Below are 22,037 nucleotides of genomic sequence, written 5' to 3'. Positions count from 1 at the left end.
CGATTTCGCATCGTGCCACATCAAGCCTCCCACCTGGGGGTGGACCGCACACCCGGTCATTGGCTCAGCCGGCCGCACGGAGTTGGTCCCCGGCTCGGCAGTCCCCGCAACGCCCGGGTTCTGCCGATCGGAATCCCCGGTCACAGCCGTCGCAGTTCTGCATGGGTACGACGGCCGGACGTCCGGGGGGTTCCGCGCTTCTGGCCGGCACCGGCAGCGGAGTCTCCTTGAGCCTGTAGGCGAGGATGCCTGCCGGGCGGGTCAGGAAGTGGTCGGGGAGTCGTGCGGTGAGGTGGTCCGTGATCTGCGTGGGCAGGAGACCTGCCGCGAGCCACCGGGTGACGGCGGGGGCGAGGCGGGCGGCCTCCTGCGCGGACAGGATGAGGCGGGGGTCCACCCGGCGCAGGGCGGTGAGTACGGCGACGGCCCGTGGGTCGGCGCCGGCCGGCGGGGTCGGTACCTCCGCCTCGGCCGGTGCGGGCGCGGCCACCGTTTCCTCCGCAGGCGTGGACGCGGGTGTGACCGCAGTGGAGGGGGTCTGCTTTCGGGTGGTACGCGACTTCGGCGGCTCGGGAGGCCCATCCGGGTCCGGGTCGACATCACCGCCGGGAACGTCGTAGAAGTACGTCCGGGTACGGACCTGCCCGGTGGACGTTCGCTCGCGGCGGCGCTCCAGGTAACCGGCCGCCTCCAACTCCCTGAGTGCCCTCGAGATGAGGATCTCGCCCTCGTCGAAGTGCTCGCACAGGGCTGAGATGGTCACGGACGAGCTGTCCGGCAGGGAGGAGATGTAGGCCGCGACGCCGACCGTGACCGCGCTGCCGCGTCGCTGGGCGAGGGCGTTGGAGATCACGGTGAAGTCGGCCGTGAGGCGGGTGCGGACGTGGATCACGCCGGAGGTCGGAGCTCCGGCGTCGGCGCGCAGACGCGCGTTAGACTGCGGGTCAGCCATCGGGAAGGGGTTCACTTCCTGATCGGTGAGGCCCTCGATCGGGATTGCCGTCCCGGCCGGGGGCCGTATCTGTTTGCGGTTGTCGCGGCGAACGTAACCGTCCGCATCCCGCCCCTGCAAGCTGGTCACTCGGACGGGTGACGCGGGCTTCCCGACCGGGGAGGGTGGGTGGGTGGGAAGTTCTTTCCCCCGGTCCTTTCAGGAGGTCAGCGGCCCGCCGGACCCTCGCGGACAAGGGCCCGGTGAGCGCGGAAGACGGCCGGCGACCGGGGCCCGGCCGCCTCAGTGACGGTGCTGCCCGGCCTTCAACTCGCTTCACGGGTCGGGAAGACGTCCTCCTGGAATCCGTCGGCCACCTCCACGCAGTGCGCTTCACGCTGTGACCGCCGATGGGCCACCTCAACTTCCTGGATCACGGTGACTCCCGCTCCTCCGGCCTCAGGGTCCGCTCGGCGACGGCGGCTCCACCTTCTTGACCGGGTCATTCAAGGGTCGGATCGCCCCAGCGGTCGGCCGCTCGACCGTGCGCGGAACAGGTCGGAGGATGTTGACGGAGGATGTGCGCGACGGCATGATGACCGACTGCGTGGCCTACGCCGAACCTCCCGCGACCGACCCCAGCGCGGTCTCCCAGCGGAGGCAAAGGGACCAGCGTCTCAGGTCGTTGTCGCAGCCCGATCGCCTCGGGCGAGGTTGCTGGGGAGCCGTCGCTCAAGGCGTGGAAGGCCGCGATGACAGCCCGTAGGAACTTCAAGCACCAGGTCCGTGCCCGCGCCGCCAAGACCGGCGAGTCCTACACGTCCGCCCTCCGGCACTTCCGTCCGACTCCCTCAGGAGACGTCATGTCGGAAGCAAGGACTCCCAAAAGCGTGCGGCTCGCCGTGGCGCAGACCCCCGTACGCGAAGACCCCCGAGATGTTGAAGCGCTGTGCGAAAGCGGGCGTGAGGTCCGTGCTCTGATGCGCGAGGCCAGTGCTCAGGGGGCGAGGATCGTGCATTTCCCGGAAGGCGCGATCTGCTTTCCCGGCAAGCACGTCATGTCCGTCGACGGCCCGGACGCGGTCGGCCCCGCGGACTGGGGCCGGTGCCGGTGGTCGGTGCTCCAATCGGAGTTGGCGGCGATCGCCGAGCTGGCCCGCGAGCTGCGGCTGTGGACGGTGATCGCCTCGGTGCACCGCTTGACCGGCCCGAACCGTCCACACAACAGCCTGTACGTCATCTCCGATCGCGGCGGTGTCGTCACGCGGTACGACGAGCGCCTGCTGTCGAAGACGAAGGTGTCGTACATGTACTCGCCGGGCGTCTCACCGGTGACCTTCGAGGTCGACGGTGTGCGCTTCGGCTGCCTGCTCGGCATGGAGATCCATTACCCGGAGTTGTTCGCCGAATACGAGAAGCTGGATGTCGACTGCGTCCTGTTCTCCACCAGCGGCACCCCGGGCAACACCGCCGCGCAGGCCCAGGGCCACGCCGCGGTCAACAGCTACTGGGTCAGTTTGGCGGTGCCGGCACAGCACAGCGCCAAGGCACCGTCCGGAATCGTCGCGCCCAACGGCGACTGGCTTGCCCGGTGTCCCACGGACGACTCGCCATCGGTAGCCGTGGTGAACCTGGACGACACTTCCGAGGCCGCCGCCGACGCAGTGACCTACGGGCGTCCCTGGCGTCGTGAGGCGCGCGCCGACGTCTACACCGAGCACCGGGTGATCGACCCGCGCAGCGAAGACCGAACGGCGGCCTTCTAGCTCACGACCAGGATCCGGGGCGGAAGCGGCTGAAGACACCGGCGACCCAATGCTCGCTTATGGGGGAACCGGTTCCGCGTCGGAAAGTTACCCACAGGCTGTGGACGGGCGGACAGCGAGAGCCCGGCCCCGGCACGCGGCCGTGGTGGCCGGTGCCCTGGCCGGGCTCTCGTTGCCTGCGGCGCGTATCCGGTCATGTCAACCGATACGCCCCGGTAGCCGGAGGACGCCTACTCGTCGTCCTCGGGCTTCTCGGCGTCGTTGACTTCCTCCTCGAGGCCGAGCTGCTCGACGAGCCACTTGTCGAACTCGATGGCGGCGCGCACCCAGCTGACGGTCGAGGAGACGAAGTGCTCCAGGCTGACGCCGGTGCCGATGAGCATCTGCGCCTCACCGATCAGCCGGACGGTGCCGTCGTCGTGGGTGTGGCTGTAGACCTTGGGCCACAGGGTGCGCCGGTTCCAGTCGTCGATGGACTCCAGCAGCGTGGGCTTCTCGTCGATCTGGTGGGGCCGGTCGTAGAACGTCCGCACCGAGAAGACCTGCTGGTCACCCTCGCCACGGAACATGAAATACGTACGGAACTGCTCCCACGGCGCCGCGAGGTCACCCTCGTCGTCGACGACATACTTCAGCTCCATCTGGTCGAGGAGCTGCTTCACGAGATCCTGATCCGGGACGACGGGGCCCGCCGGTCCTTGGGGCTGCGGCTCGGGCTGGCCCCCGAAGTTCGGAATCGAGGACGGATCGATGGTCACCGTGAATTTCCCTTCGTACGGATTCCGCCATCCTCCCCCATCCGGGGAGGGGGGTGGCAAGCCCAGACGGAACCTGTCCTCCCAGGGCTGACATGATCCGGTCAGCCACAGAAATCAGAGGCCGAAGAAACGGGGAACACATGACACAGGTGGAGACCGAAACCGTGCCGGGCCCGGTCCTGCCGGGCAGGACCAGATGGGGCATCGTTACGGCGATCCTCGCCGTACCGACCCTGGTGGTGGCGGGCTTGATCGCGCTGCTGGTCGCCTGGCTGTTCGCGGACGACTCGGTCGACACGGGCGTCAGGAAGGTCTCGTGCGCCGAGGCGTTCGCCTACGGCGGGGCGAAGCCGCCGACCGGGGCGCGCGACCTCGGGTGTGTGCAGGAGGCCGGGCAGGACCCCCGCTACGAGGCCCGCTTCCGGCTGCCCCGCGACGAGGTGAGCGCCTGGGTGGCGGCCAACTACCCGGACGGTCCGGGACTGCGGAACGTGCAGTGCGACGGCGGCGCCGACGTCGAGGCGTGCATGAACCGGGGTCCGGTCGCCGGGCAGAGTTCCTCCGTGCAGCTGGAGGTCACCTACAACGGGGCGAACTGGCCCGAGGTGCGGTTCGTGGCGTTCACGCTGTGACGAGGGGGCCGCGCCCCCTCGTCACCACGCCCCTCAGAGCGTCTTGCCCGTCTCCGGACGGCCGGTCGCCGGTCCCACGATCAGACCGTCACCGAACGCGTCCACCCGGACCGTGTCGCCGTCCTTGACCTCGCCGGACAGGATCTCCTTGGCGAGCCGGTCGCCGATGGCGGTCTGGACGAGGCGGCGCAGCGGCCGGGCACCGTAGGCCGGGTCCAGGCCCTCGACGGAGAGCCAGTCCAGTGCGTCGTCGGTGATCTCCAGGGTGAGCCTGCGCTCGGCGAGCCGCTTGGCGAGGCGGTCGATCTGGAGGCGTGCGATGCGGCGCAGCTCCTCCTTGGTCAGGGCCGAGAAGACGACCAGGTCGTCGAGCCGGTTGAGGAACTCCGGCTTGAAGGAGGCGCGGACCACCTCGAGGACCTGCTCCTTCTTCTCCTCCTGGGAGGTGATCGGGTCGACCAGGAACTGGCTGCCCAGGTTCGACGTCAGGACGAGAATCGCGTTGCGGAAGTCGACCGTACGGCCCTGACCGTCCGTCAGGCGCCCGTCGTCCAGCACCTGGAGCAGGATGTCGAAGACCTCCGGGTGGGCCTTCTCCACCTCGTCGAGGAGCACCACGCTGTACGGCCGCCTGCGCACCGCCTCGGTCAGCTGGCCGCCCTCCTCGTAGCCGACGTAGCCGGGAGGCGCGCCGACGAGCCGGGAGACGGTGTGCTTCTCGCCGTACTCGCTCATGTCGATGCGGACCATCGCCCGCTCGTCGTCGAAGAGGAAGTCGGCGAGCGCCTTGGCGAGTTCGGTCTTGCCGACGCCGGTGGGGCCGAGGAAGAGGAAGGAGCCGGTGGGCCGGTCGGGGTCGGAGATACCGGCCCGGGTGCGGCGTACGGCGTCGGACACGGCCTGCACGGCCTCGCTCTGGCCGATCAGCCGTTTGCCCAACTCCTCCTCCATGCGCAGGAGTTTCTGCGTCTCGCCCTCCAGGAGGCGGCCCGCCGGGATGCCGGTCCAGGCGGCGACGGTGTCGGCGATGTCGTCGGGGCCGACCTCCTCCTTGACCATGGTGTCCTTGGAGACCTCCTCCTCGGCCTCGGAGGCGGCCTCCAGGTCCCGTTCCAGGGTGGGGATCTCGCCGTAGAGCAGCTTGCTGGCGGTGTCGAAGTCGCCGTCGCGCTGGGCGCGTTCGGCCTGGCCGCGCAACTCGTCCAGCTTCTCCTTCAGTTCACCGACCCGGTTGAGGGACTGCTTCTCCTTCTCCCAGCGGGCGGTCAGGCCCCGCAGCTCCTCCTCCTTGTCGGCGAGGTCGCGGCGCAGCCGCTCCAGGCGCTCACGGGATGCCGGGTCGGTCTCCTTGACCAGCGCGAGCTCCTCCATCTTCAACCGGTCCACCCCGCGCTGGAGTTCGTCGATCTCCACGGGCGAGGAGTCGATCTCCATGCGGAGTCGGGAGGCCGCCTCGTCGACGAGGTCGATGGCCTTGTCGGGCAGGAAGCGGGAGGTGATGTACCGGTCGGAGAGGGCGGCCGCCGCGACCAGCGCGCTGTCGGCGATCTGGACCTTGTGGTGGGCCTCGTAGCGTCCCTTGAGTCCGCGCAGGATGGCGATGGTGTCCTCGACGGTGGGCTCGGCGACCAGCACCTGCTGGAAGCGGCGCTCCAGGGCGGGGTCCTTCTCGATCCGCTCCCGGTACTCGTCGAGGGTCGTGGCGCCCACCATGCGCAGCTCACCGCGGGCGAGCATGGGCTTGAGCATGTTGCCGGCGTCCATGGAGGAGTCCCCGCCGGCGCCCGCGCCCACGACGGTGTGCAGCTCGTCGATGAAGGTGATGATCTGCCCGTCGGAGTCCTTGATCTCGGCCAGGACCGTCTTCAGGCGCTCCTCGAACTCACCGCGGTACTTCGCCCCGGCGACCATCGCCCCGAGGTCGAGTGCGACGAGCCGCTTGTCCTTGAGCGACTCGGGCACGTCCCCCTTGACGATCCGCTGGGCGAGCCCCTCGACGACGGCGGTCTTGCCGACGCCGGGCTCGCCGATGAGGACGGGATTGTTCTTGGTACGGCGGCTGAGCACCTGGACGACCCGGCGGATCTCCTGGTCACGGCCGATGACGGGGTCGAGCTTGCCGTCCCGTGCGGCGGCGGTGAAGTCGGTTCCGAACTTCTCCAGGGCCTTGTACTGGCCCTCGGGGTCGGCGGTGGTCACTCTGCGCCCTCCTCGGGCCTTCTGGAACGCTTCGAGCAGCTTCTTCGGGGTGGCGCCCTGCCGGGTCAGCACCTCGGCGGCCGGCCCGCCCTTGGCGGCGATGCCGATGAGCAGGTGCTCGGTGGACAGGTACTCGTCCCCGAGGTCCTGGGCGCGGGCCTGCGCGTCGGCGATGGCGGAGAGCAGGTCGCGGTTGGGCTGCGGGGGCGCGACGGTGGACCCGGCCACGCTGGGCAACGAGCCGAGCACCTTCTCGGCCCCGGCCCGTACGGCGGCCTGGTCGGCGTCGACGGCGGCGAGCAGGTCGACGATGTTCTCGTTGTCCTGCCCCTGGAGCAGAGCGAGGAGCAGATGGGCGGGGGTGAGGTCCGGGTGTCCCTCGGTCACGGCCCGGTTGCTGGCCGCGTTGATGGCGTCCCGGCTCCGGTTGGTCAGCTCGGCATCCACTGGTCCGTACTCCTCCTCGGTGTCAGCTCCTGTACCGACTCCTGCACTGACTCATTCAGCGTACATAAAGTTGAGTCTATTCCACTCAAGGCAGTCCGTGGGAGGGATCAGGGGCTAGCGTCCCGGCATGACCTCCTACGCCCAGGATCCGGGTGCCCCGGACCCGTCGTTCCTCAGCTTCTGGCGCGAACGGCATCTGTGCACACTGACGACACCCCGCCCGGACGGAAGCCCGCACGTGGTGCCCGTCGGGGTGACCTACGACCCCGAGGCCCGTCTCGCCCGGGTGATCACGAGCCGGACCAGCGCGAAGGTACGGCACGTCCTGGCGGCCGGCGAGAGCGGGGCGGCGGTGGCGGTGTGCCAGGTGGCGGGGCGGCGGTGGGCGACGCTGGAAGGGCGGGCGCGCGTGCGCACGGAGCCGGACCGGGTGGCGGACGCGGTGCGGCGGTACGCCGAGCGCTACGAACGGACGCCGGCGCCGAACCCGCTGCGCGTGGTCATCGAGATCTCGCTGACCGGAGCGATGGGGCATTTCTGAGCGGCTCTCGAGCGGCCTTCCGAGCCACGGCCCGATCACCCGATACCGTGAAATGTCGCCCAAAACTGCAGCGGCGTCACCGTGTTCAGGTCACGGTGACGCCGCTGCGGGGGGAAGCGCCTGAGCGATCTGTTACGACGGGGGAATCGCGTCAGGCACTGCGGGGGGTGGCTGAGATGGTCCGGGGGGTGGGGGTTTCCGGTTCCACCAGCCGATGGTCTCGTTGGTCCAGGTTCACAAAGATCATTCCGTACCGGATGGCACACCGTACGGGCTGCGGCGCCCCCCGAGGCCGCCGCAGACACCGGTACGCCCGTACGTCCTCGTCCTCGTCCCGCGTGACGACCACCGGTTCGCCGAAGACAGTCACCATCAACGAGTCACCGGGGTGGGGGATCGCGGTGACCAGATCGATGAAGTGCCAGCCGGAGCGGTAGGCGGTGGCCATTTCTCTGCGGAAGGAGCGGTCGTCGGGTGGGGTGGTCATCGGCCTCAGTCCCACTTACTGTCAGCCGGGAACACGATCAGATCGTCATCCGCGACAACAACAGACTGCGCACCACCCGTCTCGCGCGCATCGCTCTTCGTACCGGAGAGGCCACTCAGAGTCCCGAAGGCCACAACGGCGGAGAAGGCGGCGACAAGCACCGAGCGAAGCATTCTCTTACGCATAGTCGGCTTCGTCCTCACTTGAAGGTCCCCTCTTCCCCCGTCGAGTAAGACGATGGCTCATTCAGGCACGTCATGGCCACACGATCGGTGCATCATGTTCCTGCATGTTCAGGACCCTGGGGGGTGGAGATTTGGCAACAAATGGGATTAAGGCGACACATCCCCATGCGATGACCGAGTTGTGTGAAGAGGGAACGCGCCTCTACGCAAACGCTCTGCGCACGGGACGAATCCTCCGAGCGGACATCGAGCCCGCTCCGTGTCTGATGGAATTCGCCCTTCTGCACCCCGACCCGGACGACGCGAACTGGCTGCGCCCCGTCTCGCCCGCCGTCGCCCTGGCGCAGCGCCTGCACCCCATCGAGCACGAGATCAGCGAGAACCGGCGGCTGTCGATCGCACTCACCGAGGTCTTCGAGCCGTTCATGGCGCTCAGCGCGCAGGAGACCACCTCCACCCACTCGATCACCGTGCTGGAGGGCCTCGACCGCATCAACGCGGCACTCGACCTGGCCACCGCCCAGTGCCAGACCGAGATGCTCACGGTCCAGCCGAGCGGTCGCCGAAGCTCCGAGACCAGGCTCATGGAGGCGCTGGAGCGCGACAGACCGCTCCTGGAGCGCGGTGTGCGGATCCGGACCCTCTACCAGCACACGGCCAGGTACAGCCCGGAGAGGCTCGCCTGGGTGGACCACTTCGCCGACGGGAAGGCGGAGTACCGCACCATCGACGAACTGGTGGAGCGCCTCATCATCTGCGACGAGACCGTCGCCTTCATCCCCACCCGTGACGACCGGCAGGTCGCCCTCGAACTCCGTCACCCCGGTCTCGTCCGGTACCTGATCAAGGTGTTCGAGTTCATGTGGAGCCGTGCCGTGCCCCTGAACGCCGGCGCCCCCTACGAAACGGCCCCCGACGGCATCACGGACATCCAGCACTCCATCGCCAAGCTCCTCGTGGAGGGCCATGTCGACGAGGCGATCGCCCGGCGGCTGGGGATGAACGTCCGCACGTGCCGGGCCCACATCGCCAAGCTCGCCACGGCGCTCGGCAGCGGCAGCCGCGCCCAGCTCGGTTTCCTCATCGCCCAGTCGGGCATCCTGAAGCCCGACCACGCGATGCCGGGGGGAGACGTCCACCCGTGAGCGGGGCGCACACCCACGGGCCCGAAGAACTCTGCGAGACGGGTCTGCACCTGTACACCCGTGCGCTGCGCGAAGGGCGGGTGAGCGCGAAGGAGGCGGACGAGGCGCCGTGTCTCGTCGACCTCGGTCTGCTGCAGCCGGACATCGAGGACCTGCGGTGGCTGCGGCCCCTCGCCCCGGCCTTCGCCCTGCGCCGGCTGCTGCGTGGCGTGGCGGACCGCGTCGCGGACGAACGGCGCCGCGAGGAGCGGCTGGCGGCGGTGTTCGAGTCGCTGGCGGAGATCGACAGCCGCTCCACCGCGGTCGCGGACACCATCAGCGTCCTCAGCGGTCTCGACCGTATCGGGCAGGCCATTCACCGGGCCGTGGCGGACTCCTCGGGTGAGGTCCTCACCATCCAGCCGCACACCAGTCAGACCCACTCCCCGGCCGGGATCCACGCCGAGGCCTTCGTGCGCGACCAGGCCCTGCTCGACCGTGGCGGCCGTATCCGCGCGCTCTACCAGCACACCCTCCGCCACGCGCCCAGCATTCTGTCCCGCTACGAGCGGCTGCGGGGCGATGTGGAGGCCCGCACCCTCGACGAGGTCACCCAGCGTCTGATCGTGATCGACCGCGCGGTCGCCTTCATCCCCGCCAACAAGGACCGCACGCTCGCCCTGGAGATCCGCCACCCGGCCATCGCCGACTTCCTCGCCACCACGTTCGACCGCCTGTGGCGCCTGGCCACGCCGATGTATCCCCGGGCCGTCCACCCGCCCTCCCCCGAGGGCATCACGCCCCGCCAGCGCGCCATCGCCGCGCTCCTCATCGAAGGCCACACCGACGCCGTCATCGCCGACCGGCTCGGCATGAACATCCGCACCGCCCGCGTCCACATCGCCAAACTCGCGGCGACGCTCGGCAGCGAGAGCCGGGCCCAGCTCGGCTACCTCATCGGACGGTCCGGGATTCTTGACCGGGAAGCGTGATCGGGGGCACCGCGGTGGGGCCGTCCAGGCCCACCTGCGCTATCCGGACGCCCAGTTGCGTACGACTGGCCGCCCCCAGCGTCTCCGACAGGCGGGCGATATGGGCCCGGCAGGTGCGCACGCTGATCCCCAGCCGTTCCGCGATCACCGCGTCCTGGTGGCCCTCGGCCAGCAGTGCGGCGATGGACTGCTCGCGATGGGAGATGCCCTCGATGCCGGTGTCGGGCAGGGGGGCGGTGAGGGGGATCGCCAGGCGCCACAGCCGCTCGAAGACCGTGACCAGGTACTCCACCAGCGCCGGGTGCCGCAGTTCCAGGGCGAGGGTGCGGTCGGCGTTCGCGGGGATGAAGGCGACCTTGCGGTCGAAGAGGATCAGCCGGTCGATGACCTCGTCCAGTGTCCGCGCCTGCACCGAGCCACCCATCAACTCCAGGTAGTTCAGGAGCCCTTGGCCGTGCCGGGCGACGTGGGTGTAGAGGTCCCGCATCCGTACGCCCCGGCCGCGCAGCGCCAGCGCCCGGTGCAGGCCCTCCGTCAGCTCGTGCTCGGGACGGATGCCGCCGGGCTGGACCGTGAGGACCTCCGTCGTGCACGCCTCGGTCGCCTCGTCCATCGCGGCCTGGATCCGGGAGAGACCGTCGAGGACCCGGATCGCGGTCCCCTCACCGGCGCCCGGCACCAGACTGGGTCCCAGGCCCGCGTACCGCTCCACCGCCGCGACCGCCGCGCCCACCCGCCGCTGGCTCGCGCTGACCTCGTCGTGGACCTCGCGCAGCAGCCGGGTCATGACCTCCTGCGGTGCCGTCGGCACCAGCCAGTCCATGTCGTCGGGGTCCGGGTGGAGCAGGGCCAGCTCCAGCAGACAGGGCACCGGCCCGGCGTCGGCGCGGGGCACGCGGCCGCGCCGTACGGCCCGGGAGTACACCCGGTCCCCGGCCTCGCACAGCCGGTCAGCACCGTGTGGATGGTCGTCCGTCCCGAGCCCGGTCATTGCCCATCCCACCCCCGGTTCCAGCGTCTACCGCCCTCTTGTCCTGTTTCCCCAGCGGAGCGTCGAAGCCCCCTCGGCGGAGCAACTATGCGCGGCCCGGACCGGCTCCGCAACACGGCTCCTCGGGTCAGGGGCGGGGAAAACAGCCGGTATACCCCGTTACCTACGGCCCTCCGCCCGCTCTTCTGCAACAAGCTGACGGTGACGCGGCCACCCTCACGAGTGTCTCGCCAAGGCCCTTCGCCCCCGGCCGGAACCGTCCGCTCCGCGCGTCAACTGCCGGAAACCGCGCAGTGATCACCCCGTTACGTGCCGCACTTAACGTCAGGTCATGGCGGACATATTTGACGCATACGCGTTGGCCGACGCGTGGGACGAGATGTTCGAGCGGCCGGGCGAGGTCAGGACCGCCTACGAGCCGGTACTGGCCGCGCTCCAGCCGATCGAGCCGAGTGAACTCAGGTTCCGGGCCGACCAGATGGCCCGGGCGTTCACCGACCGGGGCGTGACCTACGCCTTCGCGGGCGAGGAGCGGCCCTGGCCGCTGGACCTCGTGCCCCGGATCCTCGACGCCCTGGAATGGGATCTCGTGCGCCGCGGGGTGAGCCAGCGGGTCCGGGCCCTGGAGGCCTACCTCGCGGACGCCTACGGGCCCGCCCGCGCCTTCGAGGACGGGGTCGTGCCCTGGCGGCTGCTGCTGAACTCCCCGCACTTCCACCGGGCCGCGCACGGGCTCGAACCCGTGGGCGGCGTGCGCATCCATGTCGCAGGCATCGACCTGGTCCGGGACGAGCAGGGCGACTTCCGGGTCCTGGAGGACAACGTCCGGGTTCCCAGCGGCGTGTCGTACGTCATCGAGAACCGGCGCGCCATGACCCGGGTCTTCCCGTCCCTCTTCGCCGAGCAGCACGTGGTCCCCGTCGACGGTTACGCGCAGAAGCTGCTCGCCGCCCTGCGCGCGGCCGCGCCCGACGGCGTCCAGGACGCCCGGGTCGTGGTCCTCACCCCCGGCCCCAGCAACGCCGCCTACTTCGAACACGCCCTGCTCGCGAGGCTGATGGGCGTGCAGCTGGTGGAGGGGCACGACCTGGTGTGCCGGGGCAACCGGGTGTGGATGCGCACGACCCGCGGAGAGGTGCCCGTCCACGTCGTATACCGGCGCCTGGACGACGACTTCCTCGACCCGCTCCACTTCCGCCCCGACTCGGTGATCGGCTGCCCGGGCATCCTCGGCGCGGCCATGGCGGGTCATGTCACCCTCGCCAACGCGGTCGGCAACGGCATCGCGGACGACAAGCTGCTCTACACCTACGTGCCGGACCTGATCCGCTACTACCTCTCCGAAGAACCGATTCTCCCCAATGTGGAGTCCTTCCGGCCCGACGAACCCGGCCAGCTCGAGGCCGTCCTCGACCAGCTCGACCAGCTCGTCGTGAAGCCCGTCGACGGGGCCGGCGGGCAGGGCATCGTCATCGGGCCGAAGGCCGACCGCGAAACGCTGGAGAGGACTCGCAAGGCCGTGGCCGAGAACCCCCGCGGCTTCATCGCCCAGCGCCCGGTCGCCCTGTCCACCTCCCCCACCCTCGCGGGCGAACGCATGGCCCCCCGCCACATCGACCTGCGCCCCTTCGCCGTCAACGACGGCAACGACATCTGGGTCCTGCCGGGCGGCCTGACCCGGGTCGCCCTCCAGGAGGGCAACCTGATCGTCAACTCCAGCCAGGGCGGCGGCTCCAAGGACACCTGGGTGCTCGCCGAGGGCCCCGCGGAACCGCCCACGCCCGCGAACGGAACCGCCCGCCTGGACATCGCCCCACGTCAGCACGGTCCCGACGGCACTCCCACCGTCGTACAGGAAGGGGGACAGCAGTGAACGACGTGATCCTCTCCCGGATAGCCGAGGCACTGACCTGGACCGGCCGGTACGTCGAGCGGGCCGACAACACCGGCCGGATCCTCGACGCCTATCTGCACCGCCTCCTCGAGGACCCCTGGCGCGACGAGGACCTGGCCTGCCGGTCGCTGTACGCGATCCTCGGGGTCGACGCGGGCGGCCCCCGGGTCGACATGCAGCAGGTCCTCGACCAGCTCGCCTTCGACGCCCGCTCCACCTGCTCCATCGAGGGTGCGCTCGGCGCGGCCCGGCTCAATGCCAGGAGCGCCCGTGAGGCCGTCTCCTCGGAGATGTGGGAGTGCCTGAACTCCACCTGGCACGCCCTGGCCGACCAGCGCCTCGCGGCCCGCCGTACCGGCCCCTACGCCTATCTGGAACTCGTACGGCGGCGCGCGGCCCTCTTCTTCGGGCTCGCCGACTCCACCATGAGCCGCGACGACAGCTGGCGTTTCGTGGTGCTCGGCCGGAGTCTGGAGCGGGTGGACATGACCGTGCGGCTGCTGTCGGTCCGGGTCCTGGACGCGGCCCACGCGCCCGACTGGCCGACCCTGCTGAGCGCGTCGGGCGCCGACGAGGCGTACGCGCGTGTGTACGGCGGCTTCGGCGACACCCCGCGCGTGGCCGAATTCCTGCTCCTGGACCGGGACTTCCCGCGCTCCGCGCTGCACGCCCTGACGACGGCGGAGGAGTGCCTGACCGCGCTCGGCCGCCCCCGCCAGGACCCCGCGCGCCGCCCCATCGGCCGGATGCGCACCCGCCTCGAATACCTCGACCTGCACGCTCTGGAGGAACAACTCCCGCTGCTGCTGGGGGACTTGCAGAGCGCCTGTATGGCTGCCGCGGAGGCGGTGGCGGAGCGGTTCTTCCCGTACCAGGGGCCCGTCGAATGGGCCCAGGAAGGAGCGTGAGCATGACCAGCCGCCTCCGGATCAAGCACGTCACGCACGTCTCGTACGCCCAGCCCGTCGCCTCGTCCCACAACGAGGTCCGCATGACCCCGCTGACCCTGCCCGCCCAGACCACCCTGGACTCCCGGGTCACCGTCAGCCCGGCCACGCCCATCTGGTCGTACTGGGACTACTGGGGCACCCAGGTCACCGGCTTCGACCTGATGGACCCGCACGGCCATCTCACCATCACGGCCTCCAGCCTGGTCGAGACCCACCCGGCGGGCCCGCTTCCCGTGCCGCCCGCCTGGGCCGAGCTCGCCCGGCAGACCGCGGACTCACGCCTGTTGGAGTTCCTCGACCCGACGGTCCGGACGACCGTCCCGGCCGCACTGGTCGACAAGGCACGGGAGCTCGCGGCCGGCCTCGACGTCCACGGGACGGCGGTCGCCGTGTCCGACCTCGTCGCCGACCGGGTCTCCTATCTGCCCGGCACCACGGGCGTGAACACCTCCGCCGCCGAGGCCTGGGAGCAGGGTGCCGGGGTCTGCCAGGACATCGCCCACGTCACCCTCGCGCTGCTGCGGGGCGTGGGCCTGCCGACGCGGTACGTCTCCGGCTATCTGCATCCCGAACGGGACGCGGAGCTGCACCGGCCGGTCGCGGGACAGAGCCACGCCTGGGTCGAGTACTGGGCGGGCGAGTGGTGCGGCTACGACCCCACCAACCGGGTCCGGGCCGACGAGTCCCACGTGGTGGTGGGCCGGGGCCGGGACTACGACGACGTGACCCCGCACAAGGGGATCTACCGGGGGGTGCCGGGGGCACCGCCGGAGGTGACGGTGGAGTTCACGCGGGTGGCGTGAACTCCGGGAGGGGCGGGGAGGGGCCGGGCCGGTTACTGCAGGCCCGCCGCCGCGCAGGCGCTCTTGTAGGCCGAGGTGCAGATGTCCTTGACGGTGTAGATGCCGTCCTTGACGACCGTGCTCTTGATGTTGTCCTTCGTCAGCGCGACGACCTGGACGAGCTGGGCCGGGATGTCCTTGTCGGTGGGGCTGTCGACGCTGTCCGAGGCGAGGGCGTCGAACTGGATGCCCTTGCCCTGGACCTTCGTCACAGCCATCTCGGCGGCGGCCTCGGCCTCGTCCGGGTACGGCTTGTAGACGCTCATGTACTGCTCGCCCGCGACGATCCGCTGCACCGCGGACAGCTCCGCGTCCTGGCCCGTGATGGGCGGGAGCTTGCTCATGCCCGCGTCCCCCATCGCCTGGATGGCGGCGCCGGCCATGGCGTCGTTGGCGGAGTACACGGCCTTGATGTTGCCCTTGCCGATCGCGCTGATCGCCTCGGCCATGTCCTTCTGCGCGGTCTCGGGCTTCCAGCCGTCGACGTCGTACGTCTTGGAGATCGTCACCTTGCCGTTGAGCTCGGACATCGCGCCCGCCTTGAACTGCCCGGCGTTCGGGTCGGACGGCGAGCCGTTGATCATCACGATCTTGTCGGAGGTGTCGATGCCGGAGCCGATCGCCTCGATGAGGGAGCGGCCCTGCACCTCGCCGACGAGCTCGTTGTCGAAGGAGACGTACCCGTCGATCGGGCCCTCGGCGAGACGGTCGTAGGCGATGACCGGAATGCCCGCGTCCTTGGCCTTCTGCACCATGCCCGCGATGGCGTGCGAGTCCACGGCGTCCAGCAGGATGACGTCGACCTTCTGGTCGATCATCTGCTGCATCTGCCCGGCCTGCTTCTTGGCGTTGGCCTCGCCGTTGGCGTAGACGGTCTTGCCCTGCTTGTTGGTGAGCTGGGCGACCTTCTTCTGGATGATCGGGTAGTCGAACTCCTCGTAGCGGGTGTTCGTCTTCTCCGGCATGAGCACACCCACGGTGATGTCGTTGCCCTTGGTCGGGCTCGCCTCGCTCCCGCTCGCGGCGCCGAGCGCGCCACAGGCGGCCAGCGAGAGGGTCATCGTGGACGCGGCCACGGCTATGGCGATACGACGCATGGGGCTGCTCACTTCTGGTGCTTTCAGGACGCGGGCGCGGCATTGCGGCCCATGTGTCTGAAAAGCCAACGCGGGGCCGCCCATCGACGTCAAGCGGAATCACTTAACGAGTGCGCAACGCCACTCTCCGCCGATGGTGTGAAGACTTGGCGCGAACACTAGTACAACCAACTTCACACCTCGCGAGTCGTGATCACAGCAGCCGCACAACTGCTGTTCCCCGTACGACCAGAGGACCGAATGAAGTCAGCCAGCCGGACGACCGCAGCCGCCGTCGTCCTCGCCACCGCCGGCACCCTCGTCTCCCTGACGGCGGCCCCCGCCTCGGCGGCCGTGTCGTGTGCCTCGCCCGTGTTCCAGCGCCAGTTCTACGCGAACACGAGCCTGTCCGGCACCCCGAAGAAAACGGACTGCGACACCGCGATCGACCAGAGCTGGAGCGGCGCCCCCGTCTCCGGCCTGCCCAAGGACAACTTCGGTGTCCGCTGGACCGTGACCCGCGACTTCGGCTCCGGCGGCCCCTTCGCGCTCGGCGCCACCGGCCTGGACGGCATCCGCGTCTACCTCGACGGCGTCCGCAAGATCGACCTGTGGAAGAACGTCTCCACCACGGTCAACAAGACCGCCAACGTGACGATCCCCTCCGGCAAACACACCCTGCGGATCGACTACGTCAACTGGACCGGCGCCGCCAAGGTCAAGGTCACCTACACGCCCCGCACCTCCGCCGACGTCGACAAGGTCAAGCCCCTGGCCCCGACGGCCCCTTCGGTCTCCTACGACAAGGCCACCGGCACAGCCAAACTCACCTGGGCGAAGAACAAGGAGATGGACCTCGCCGGCTACCGGGTCTACCGGCGGCTGAAGGGGACCTCCTTCGGCACCAAGCCCCTCGGCACGACCACCTCCACCTCGTACACCGACACCGCCCTGCCGGTGACCGGCGACACGTACTACTACGAGGTTCGCGCCTACGACAAGGCCGGCAACGAGTCCGGCGGCACCGCCGACCAGGCCGTGACCACGGTTGACCGCACCGGCCCGGCCGCGGCGACCGGGGTGACCGCGCTGGGCACCACGGCGGGCAACTCCGTCACGTGGCAGGCGTCCTCGTCCAAGGACGTCGACCACTACGAGGTGTGGGGCGCGCCTGTGGGACTGTCCGACCCCGACGGGCCCCAGCCGGTCTGGGGGACCTCCTGGACGGACGTGACGGCGGACGCCGGGACGGCGTACGCGTACAGGGTGCAGGCCGTCGACACGGCCGGGAACTTCGCGCCGGTCTCCGACCCGGCCACCGTCACCCGTCCCGTCGCCTCGGCGGTGCCCGCCCCGACCGGAGCCACCGGCACACCCGCCGACGCGTCCACCACGCTCGCGTGGACCGCGGCCGACGGCGCCACCGGCTACAGCGTCTACCGGCGTACCTCGGTCAACGGCGCCTGGAGCCTGCTGGGCAGCGCTGCGGGAACGTCGTACGAGGACACCTCCGCCCCGCAGGGCAAGGCCTCCTACTACGTGGCCGCCGTCGACGCCCAGGACGCCGACTCGGTGCCCTCCGCCGAGGTCACCGTCGACCGGCTCACCCCGGCCACCGCGACCGGCCCGGCCGCGCCGAAGCTGACCCTGGTCACGGAGGGGGTGCCGGCGCGCGCCCCCGTCCAGGTCACGGCGGCCCCCGGCGCGGGTGACGAGGGACGCGTCCTGAAGGGGTACTCCTGGGAGATCTCGGGCGCCTGCGGCGACAGCGGCATCCGGTTCTCCACCACCGGCGCCCTCTCCTGGACGGCCCCCTGGAACGGCCCCTGCGTCGCCGAGGTGTACGCCGTGGACGCCTACGGCCGCCAGGGCACACAGAGCGCCTCGGTGGAGTTCTTCAGCGGCCGTTGACACACCCCACAGCCGCTGACGGCGCACGAAGAAGGGGCCCGGAGAGATCTCCGGGCCCCTTCTTCGTGCTGTGCCTAGTCCCTGGCCTTCTTCGGCCGCCACACCACCAGCGCGCTGGTCTGCTGCACCTCCTGGTACGGCACCAGGTCACGGCGGTACGACGCGTGCACCGCCGCCTCACGCTGCTGCATGGCCGCCGCGGCCCCTTCGACAGCCGCCTGGAGCTCGGCCACCCGGGACTGCAGCGCCGCGACCTGGTTCTCCAGCTCGATGATGCGCTTGATGCCCGCCAGGTTGACGCCCTCGTCCTGCGACAACTGCTGCACCTGGCGCAGCAGTTCGATGTCCCGGGCCGAGTAGCGCCGGCCCCGGCCGGCGGTGCGGTCCGGAGACACCAGCCCCAGACGGTCGTACTGGCGCAGCGTCTGCGGGTGCAGTCCGGACAGCTGGGCCGCCACCGAGATGACGTAGACCGGGGTCTCCTCGGTCAGTTCATACGGGTTGCGTCGACGACCGTCCATCTAGATCATGCTCCCTTCGCGGCCTGGAACAGCTCCGCCCGTGGATCCTCACCCACGGTCGCCTCGCGATACGCCTCCAGCGCGTCACGAGCCTTCCCCGACAGCTCGGTCGGGACACTCACCTCGACGGTGACCAGCAGATCGCCCCGGGTGCCGTCCTTGCGGACCGCGCCCTTGCCCCGCGCCCGCATGGTGCGGCCGTTGGGCGTGCCCGGGGGCAGTTTCAGGGTCACCGAGGGGCCGCCCAGCGTCGGCACCTTGACCTCGCCGCCGAGCGCCGCCTCCGAGAAGGTCACCGGGACCGTCACCGTGAGGTTGTCGCCCTTGCGGCCGAAGACGGGGTGCTCAGCGACGTGCACGGTGACGTACAAGTCGCCCGCGGGGCCGCCGCGTTCACCGGGCGCCCCCTTTCCGCGCAGCCGGATCCGCTGCCCGTCGGACACGCCCGCCGGGATACGGACCTGCATGGTGCGGGAGGACTTGGCCCGCCCGGAGCCCTTGCAGATCTCGCAGGGGTTCTCCGCGATCAGGCCGCGGCCCTTGCAGTCCGGGCAGGGGTCCGTGAGGGAGAACCCTCCGCCGGAGCCCCTCGCCACCTGGCCGGTGCCCACGCAGGTCGGGCACACGCGCGGGTTGCCGTTGGCGTCGCCGGTGCCCGAGCATGCCTTGCAGGGGGCCTGCGAGGACATCCTGAGCGGGACCGTCGCACCCTCGATCGCCTCGGTGAAGCTGAGGCTGACCTCGGTGTCGATGTCCTGGCCGCGCCTGGGCTGGACGCGCGTAGTTCCGGAGCTGCCCCGGTTGAACAGGCCTCCGAAGACGTCTCCGAGTCCGCCGCCGAAGCCGCCGGCTCCCTGGGCCCCGCCCTGGGCGCCGCCTCCGAAGAGGTCGCCCAGGTCGAAGTTGAAGGAGCCGCCCGCGCCGCCCGGCCCCGGGCGGAAGCCGCCGTTGCCGAACAGGGCGCGGGCCTCGTCGTACTCCTTGCGCTTCTTGGGGTCACCGAGGACGTCGTTCGCCTCGGAGATCTCCTTGAAGCGCTCCTCGGCCTTGGTGTTGCCCTTGTTGGCGTCCGGGTGGAACTCGCGGGCGAGCTTCCGGTACGCCTTCTTGATCTCGGCCTCGGTGGCGTCCTTGGGGACGCCGAGGACCTTGTAGTAGTCCTTCTCGATGAAGTCCTTGGTGCTCATCCTCGACGTGCCCCCTTTCCGGTGTCCCGATCGTTCTCTTCGACCTCAGCCCTCCTCAGGGCCGTTGTCCTTGTCGTCGCCGGCCTCGGACCCGTCCTCGGCCTTGACCGTCTGCGCGCCCGGCTGCGGCTCGGCCACGGCCACCCGCGCGGGGCGGATGGTGCGCTCGCCGATGCGATACCCAGGCTGCAGAATCGCCACGCACGTCGTCTCGGTGACGTCGGGTGCGTAACTGTGCATCAGGGCCTCGTGGATCGTCGGGTCGAAGGGCTCGCCCTCCTTGCCGAACTGCTGCAGACCCAGCTTCGCCGCGACGGTCTCCAGCGATTCCCCGACGCCCTTGAAGCCGCCGACGAGTTCACCGTGTTCGCGTGCGCGGCCGATGTCGTCGAGCACGGGCAGGAGTTCGGTCAGGAGGTTCGCGATGGCGATCTCCTTGACCGTGATCCGGTCCCGCTCCACGCGGCGGCGGTAGTTCTGGAACTCGGCCTGGAGCCGCTGGAGGTCCGCGGTGCGCTCGTCGAGCGCCTTGCGCGACTGGTCCAGCTGGGCCGTCAGGCCGGCGATCTGCGCTGTTGCGTCCCCGGCCGGGGCCGCCCCCGCCTCCGAAGAGGGGTCGGCGGCCTTCGGCTCGGCGTCGTCGGGGGTGGCGCCGGAGGGGACGTCGGGCTTCTCGTCGAAGCCCGGGGTCTCCTCCGTCACGCGGCACCGTCCTTGCGCTCGTCGTCCACGATCTCGGCGTCCACGACGTCGTCGTCCGCCTTGGCCTCGGAGGCACCGGCGTCCTCGCCGCCGGCGGCCGCTCCGGCCTGGGCGTCGGCGTACATGGCCTGGCCGACCTTCTGGGAGACCGCGGCGACCTTCTCGGTCGCGGTGCGGATCTCCGCGGTGTCCTCGCCCTTGAGCGCGGCCTTCAGCTCCTCGACGGCGGACTCGACCTCGGTCTTGACCTCACCGGGGACCTTGTCCTCGTTGTCCTTGAGGAACTTCTCCGTCTGGTAGACGAGCTGCTCGCCCTGGTTGCGGGTCTCGGCGGCCTCGCGGCGGCGGTGGTCCTCCTCCGCGTACTGCTCGGCCTCCTGGCGCATCCGGTCGACCTCGTCCTTCGGCAGCGAGGAGCCGCCGGTGACGGTCATCTTCTGCTCCTTGCCCGTGCCCAGGTCCTTCGCGGTCACGTGCATGATGCCGTTGGCGTCGATGTCGAAGGCGACCTCGATCTGCGGGACACCGCGCGGGGCCGGCGGCAGACCGGTCAGCTCGAACATCCCGAGCTTCTTGTTGTACGCCGCGATCTCGCGCTCGCCCTGGTAGACCTGGATCTGCACGGACGGCTGGTTGTCCTCGGCGGTGGTGAAGATCTCGGACCGCTTGGTCGGGATCGTCGTGTTCCGCTCGATGAGCTTGGTCATGATGCCGCCCTTGGTCTCGATACCGAGGGACAGCGGGGTCACGTCGAGGAGCAGGACGTCCTTGACCTCACCCTTGAGCACACCGGCCTGCAGGGCGGCGCCGATGGCGACGACCTCGTCCGGGTTGACGCCCTTGTTGGCGTCCTTGCCGCCGGTGAGCTCCTTGACGAGCTCGGCGACGGCGGGCATACGGGTGGAGCCACCGACGAGGACGACGTGGTCGATCTCGTTGATGGAGACGCCGGCGTCCTTCATGACGTTGAAGAACGGGGTCTTGCAGCGCTCCAGGAGGTCCGCGGTCAGCTGCTGGAACTGAGCCCGGGTGAGCTTCTCGTCCAGGTGCAGCGGGCCCTCGGCAGAGGCGGTGATGTAGGGCAGGTTGATCGAGGTCTCCGTCGAGGAGGACAGCTCGATCTTCGCCTTCTCGGCGGCCTCACGCAGACGCTGCAGCGCCATCTTGTCCTTGGCGAGGTCCACGCCGTGACCGGACTTGAACTGCTGCACCAGGTAGTCGACGACGCGCTGGTCCCAGTCGTCACCACCGAGGTGGTTGTCACCGTTGGTGGCCTTCACCTCGACGACGCCGTCGCCGATCTCCAGCAGGGACACGTCGAAGGTGCCGCCACCGAGGTCGAAGACGAGGATCGTCTGGTCGTCCTTGTCGAGGCCGTACGCGAGCGCGGCCGCGGTGGGCTCGTTGACGATGCGCAGGACGTTCAGGCCCGCGATCTCGCCGGCCTCCTTGGTCGCCTGACGCTCGGAGTCGTTGAAGTACGCCGGGACGGTGATGACCGCGTCGGTCACCTTCTCGCCCAGGTAGGACTCGGCGTCCCGCTTCAGCTTCTGGAGGATGAAGGCGGAGATCTGCTGCGGGTTGAAGGGCTTCCCGTCCAGCTCCATCTTCCAGTCGGTGCCCATGTGACGCTTCACCGAACGGATGGTCCGGTCCACGTTGGTGACCGCCTGGCGCTTGGCCACCTCGCCGACCAGCACTTCGCCGTTCTTCGCGAAGGCGACGACGGACGGCGTGGTCCTGGCACCCTCGGCGTTGGTGATGACGGTGGGCTCGCCGCCTTCGAGAACGCTGACGACGGAGTTAGTCGTGCCCAGGTCGATGCCGACCGCACGTGCCATGGTTGATTCCTCCAGCTGACTTGAGTGGAACAGACTCAAGTGTGCACGACAGCTCCGGCT

Annotated in this window: 19 protein-coding genes; 9 read left to right on the top strand and 10 right to left on the bottom strand. The window is 69.9% G+C overall.

Annotated features, from left to right (window positions below; genetic code table 11):
* Positions 1–64: 64 nt before the first annotated feature.
* The gene (locus ACZ39I_RS22305) at positions 65–952 is read right to left on the bottom strand and encodes a hypothetical protein (protein WP_467246065.1); all 888 of its coding nucleotides are present in this window, start codon (positions 950–952) and stop codon (positions 65–67) included.
* 869 nt (positions 953–1,821) lie between these two features.
* Between ACZ39I_RS22305 and ACZ39I_RS22300 the strand changes: the two genes are divergently transcribed.
* Positions 1,822–2,697 carry a carbon-nitrogen hydrolase family protein gene (locus ACZ39I_RS22300; RefSeq protein ID WP_467246064.1) on the top strand — a complete coding sequence of 292 codons (876 nt, stop codon included), beginning with the start codon at positions 1,822–1,824 and terminating at the stop codon, positions 2,695–2,697.
* 230 nt (positions 2,698–2,927) lie between these two features.
* Here ACZ39I_RS22300 and ACZ39I_RS22295 read toward each other — a convergent pair whose 3' ends face one another.
* A complete protein-coding gene (locus tag ACZ39I_RS22295; RefSeq protein ID WP_020119256.1) occupies positions 2,928–3,455 on the bottom strand; it encodes a YbjN domain-containing protein in 528 nt (175 codons plus the stop codon).
* Positions 3,456–3,595: 140 nt separating this feature from the next.
* Between ACZ39I_RS22295 and ACZ39I_RS22290 the strand changes: the two genes are divergently transcribed.
* Positions 3,596–4,087 carry a hypothetical protein gene (locus ACZ39I_RS22290; RefSeq protein ID WP_467246063.1) on the top strand — a complete coding sequence of 164 codons (492 nt, stop codon included), beginning with the start codon at positions 3,596–3,598 and terminating at the stop codon, positions 4,085–4,087.
* Between the two features lie 33 nt (positions 4,088–4,120).
* Here the strand turns inward: ACZ39I_RS22290 and clpB are convergent, their stop codons facing one another.
* Positions 4,121–6,733: an ATP-dependent chaperone ClpB gene (clpB, locus tag ACZ39I_RS22285; RefSeq protein ID WP_467246062.1), complete on the bottom strand. Its 2,613-nt coding sequence runs from the start codon at positions 6,731–6,733 to the stop codon at positions 4,121–4,123.
* Positions 6,734–6,860: 127 nt separating this feature from the next.
* Between clpB and ACZ39I_RS22280 the strand changes: the two genes are divergently transcribed.
* A complete protein-coding gene (locus ACZ39I_RS22280) occupies positions 6,861–7,274 on the top strand; it encodes a pyridoxamine 5'-phosphate oxidase family protein (RefSeq protein ID WP_393602515.1) in 414 nt (137 codons plus the stop codon).
* 151 nt (positions 7,275–7,425) lie between these two features.
* Here the strand turns inward: ACZ39I_RS22280 and ACZ39I_RS22275 are convergent, their stop codons facing one another.
* Positions 7,426–7,761, bottom strand: a complete 336-nt coding sequence (locus ACZ39I_RS22275; RefSeq protein WP_028809089.1) for a Rieske (2Fe-2S) protein — start codon at positions 7,759–7,761, stop codon at positions 7,426–7,428.
* Between the two features lie 289 nt (positions 7,762–8,050).
* On the opposite strand from ACZ39I_RS22275, the gene ACZ39I_RS22270 reads away from it, so the two are divergent.
* On the top strand, positions 8,051–9,091 hold the full coding sequence (locus ACZ39I_RS22270) for a helix-turn-helix transcriptional regulator (protein ID WP_467246061.1): 1,041 nt from the start codon (positions 8,051–8,053) through the stop codon (positions 9,089–9,091).
* The gene (locus tag ACZ39I_RS22265) at positions 9,088–10,062 is read left to right on the top strand and encodes a helix-turn-helix transcriptional regulator (RefSeq protein ID WP_467246060.1); all 975 of its coding nucleotides are present in this window, start codon (positions 9,088–9,090) and stop codon (positions 10,060–10,062) included. Before ACZ39I_RS22270 ends, ACZ39I_RS22265 begins: the two co-directional genes overlap by 4 nt.
* On the opposite strand, the gene ACZ39I_RS22260 is transcribed toward ACZ39I_RS22265, so the two are convergent.
* Entirely contained in the window at positions 10,025–11,053 is a 1,029-nt protein-coding gene (locus tag ACZ39I_RS22260; protein WP_467246059.1) for a helix-turn-helix transcriptional regulator, read from the bottom strand. The genes ACZ39I_RS22265 and ACZ39I_RS22260 overlap by 38 nt on opposite strands.
* Before the next feature lie 331 nt (positions 11,054–11,384).
* On the opposite strand from ACZ39I_RS22260, the gene ACZ39I_RS22255 reads away from it, so the two are divergent.
* From ACZ39I_RS22255 to ACZ39I_RS22245, 3 genes are read left to right on the top strand one after another with little or no spacing between them, the layout of a single operon-like run.
* Entirely contained in the window at positions 11,385–12,926 is a 1,542-nt protein-coding gene (locus ACZ39I_RS22255; protein ID WP_467246058.1) for a circularly permuted type 2 ATP-grasp protein, read from the top strand.
* Positions 12,923–13,855, top strand: coding sequence for an alpha-E domain-containing protein (locus ACZ39I_RS22250; RefSeq protein WP_393602510.1), 933 nt, complete (start codon positions 12,923–12,925; stop codon positions 13,853–13,855). Before ACZ39I_RS22255 ends, ACZ39I_RS22250 begins: the two co-directional genes overlap by 4 nt.
* A gap of 2 nt (positions 13,856–13,857) precedes the next feature.
* Positions 13,858–14,700, top strand: a complete 843-nt coding sequence (locus ACZ39I_RS22245) for a transglutaminase family protein (protein WP_467246057.1) — start codon at positions 13,858–13,860, stop codon at positions 14,698–14,700.
* A gap of 32 nt (positions 14,701–14,732) precedes the next feature.
* Here the strand turns inward: ACZ39I_RS22245 and ACZ39I_RS22240 are convergent, their stop codons facing one another.
* On the bottom strand, positions 14,733–15,836 hold the full coding sequence (locus ACZ39I_RS22240; RefSeq protein WP_467246056.1) for a sugar ABC transporter substrate-binding protein: 1,104 nt from the start codon (positions 15,834–15,836) through the stop codon (positions 14,733–14,735).
* Positions 15,837–16,076: 240 nt separating this feature from the next.
* Here ACZ39I_RS22240 and ACZ39I_RS22235 point away from each other — a divergent pair, with 240 nt between their 5' ends.
* The gene (locus ACZ39I_RS22235; RefSeq protein ID WP_467246055.1) at positions 16,077–17,726 is read left to right on the top strand and encodes a fibronectin type III domain-containing protein; all 1,650 of its coding nucleotides are present in this window, start codon (positions 16,077–16,079) and stop codon (positions 17,724–17,726) included.
* 74 nt (positions 17,727–17,800) lie between these two features.
* On the opposite strand, the gene ACZ39I_RS22230 is transcribed toward ACZ39I_RS22235, so the two are convergent.
* The 4 genes from ACZ39I_RS22230 to dnaK are packed head-to-tail and all read right to left on the bottom strand — an operon-like array spanning position 17,801 to position 21,977.
* Positions 17,801–18,247, bottom strand: coding sequence for a heat shock protein transcriptional repressor HspR (locus ACZ39I_RS22230; RefSeq protein ID WP_352387581.1), 447 nt, complete (start codon positions 18,245–18,247; stop codon positions 17,801–17,803).
* Between the two features lie 5 nt (positions 18,248–18,252).
* The gene (gene dnaJ, locus ACZ39I_RS22225) at positions 18,253–19,434 is read right to left on the bottom strand and encodes a molecular chaperone DnaJ (RefSeq protein ID WP_467246054.1); all 1,182 of its coding nucleotides are present in this window, start codon (positions 19,432–19,434) and stop codon (positions 18,253–18,255) included.
* Positions 19,435–19,479: 45 nt separating this feature from the next.
* Entirely contained in the window at positions 19,480–20,136 is a 657-nt protein-coding gene (grpE, locus tag ACZ39I_RS22220; RefSeq protein ID WP_451472962.1) for a nucleotide exchange factor GrpE, read from the bottom strand.
* Positions 20,133–21,977: a molecular chaperone DnaK gene (gene dnaK / locus ACZ39I_RS22215; protein WP_352387576.1), complete on the bottom strand. Its 1,845-nt coding sequence runs from the start codon at positions 21,975–21,977 to the stop codon at positions 20,133–20,135. The genes grpE and dnaK overlap by 4 nt, the downstream gene beginning before the upstream one ends.
* Positions 21,978–22,037 lie beyond the last annotated feature (60 nt).

This window comes from Streptomyces sp. NPDC024687 (genome assembly GCF_055559055.1).
This window is presented reverse-complemented; position numbering and strand designations above follow the sequence as displayed.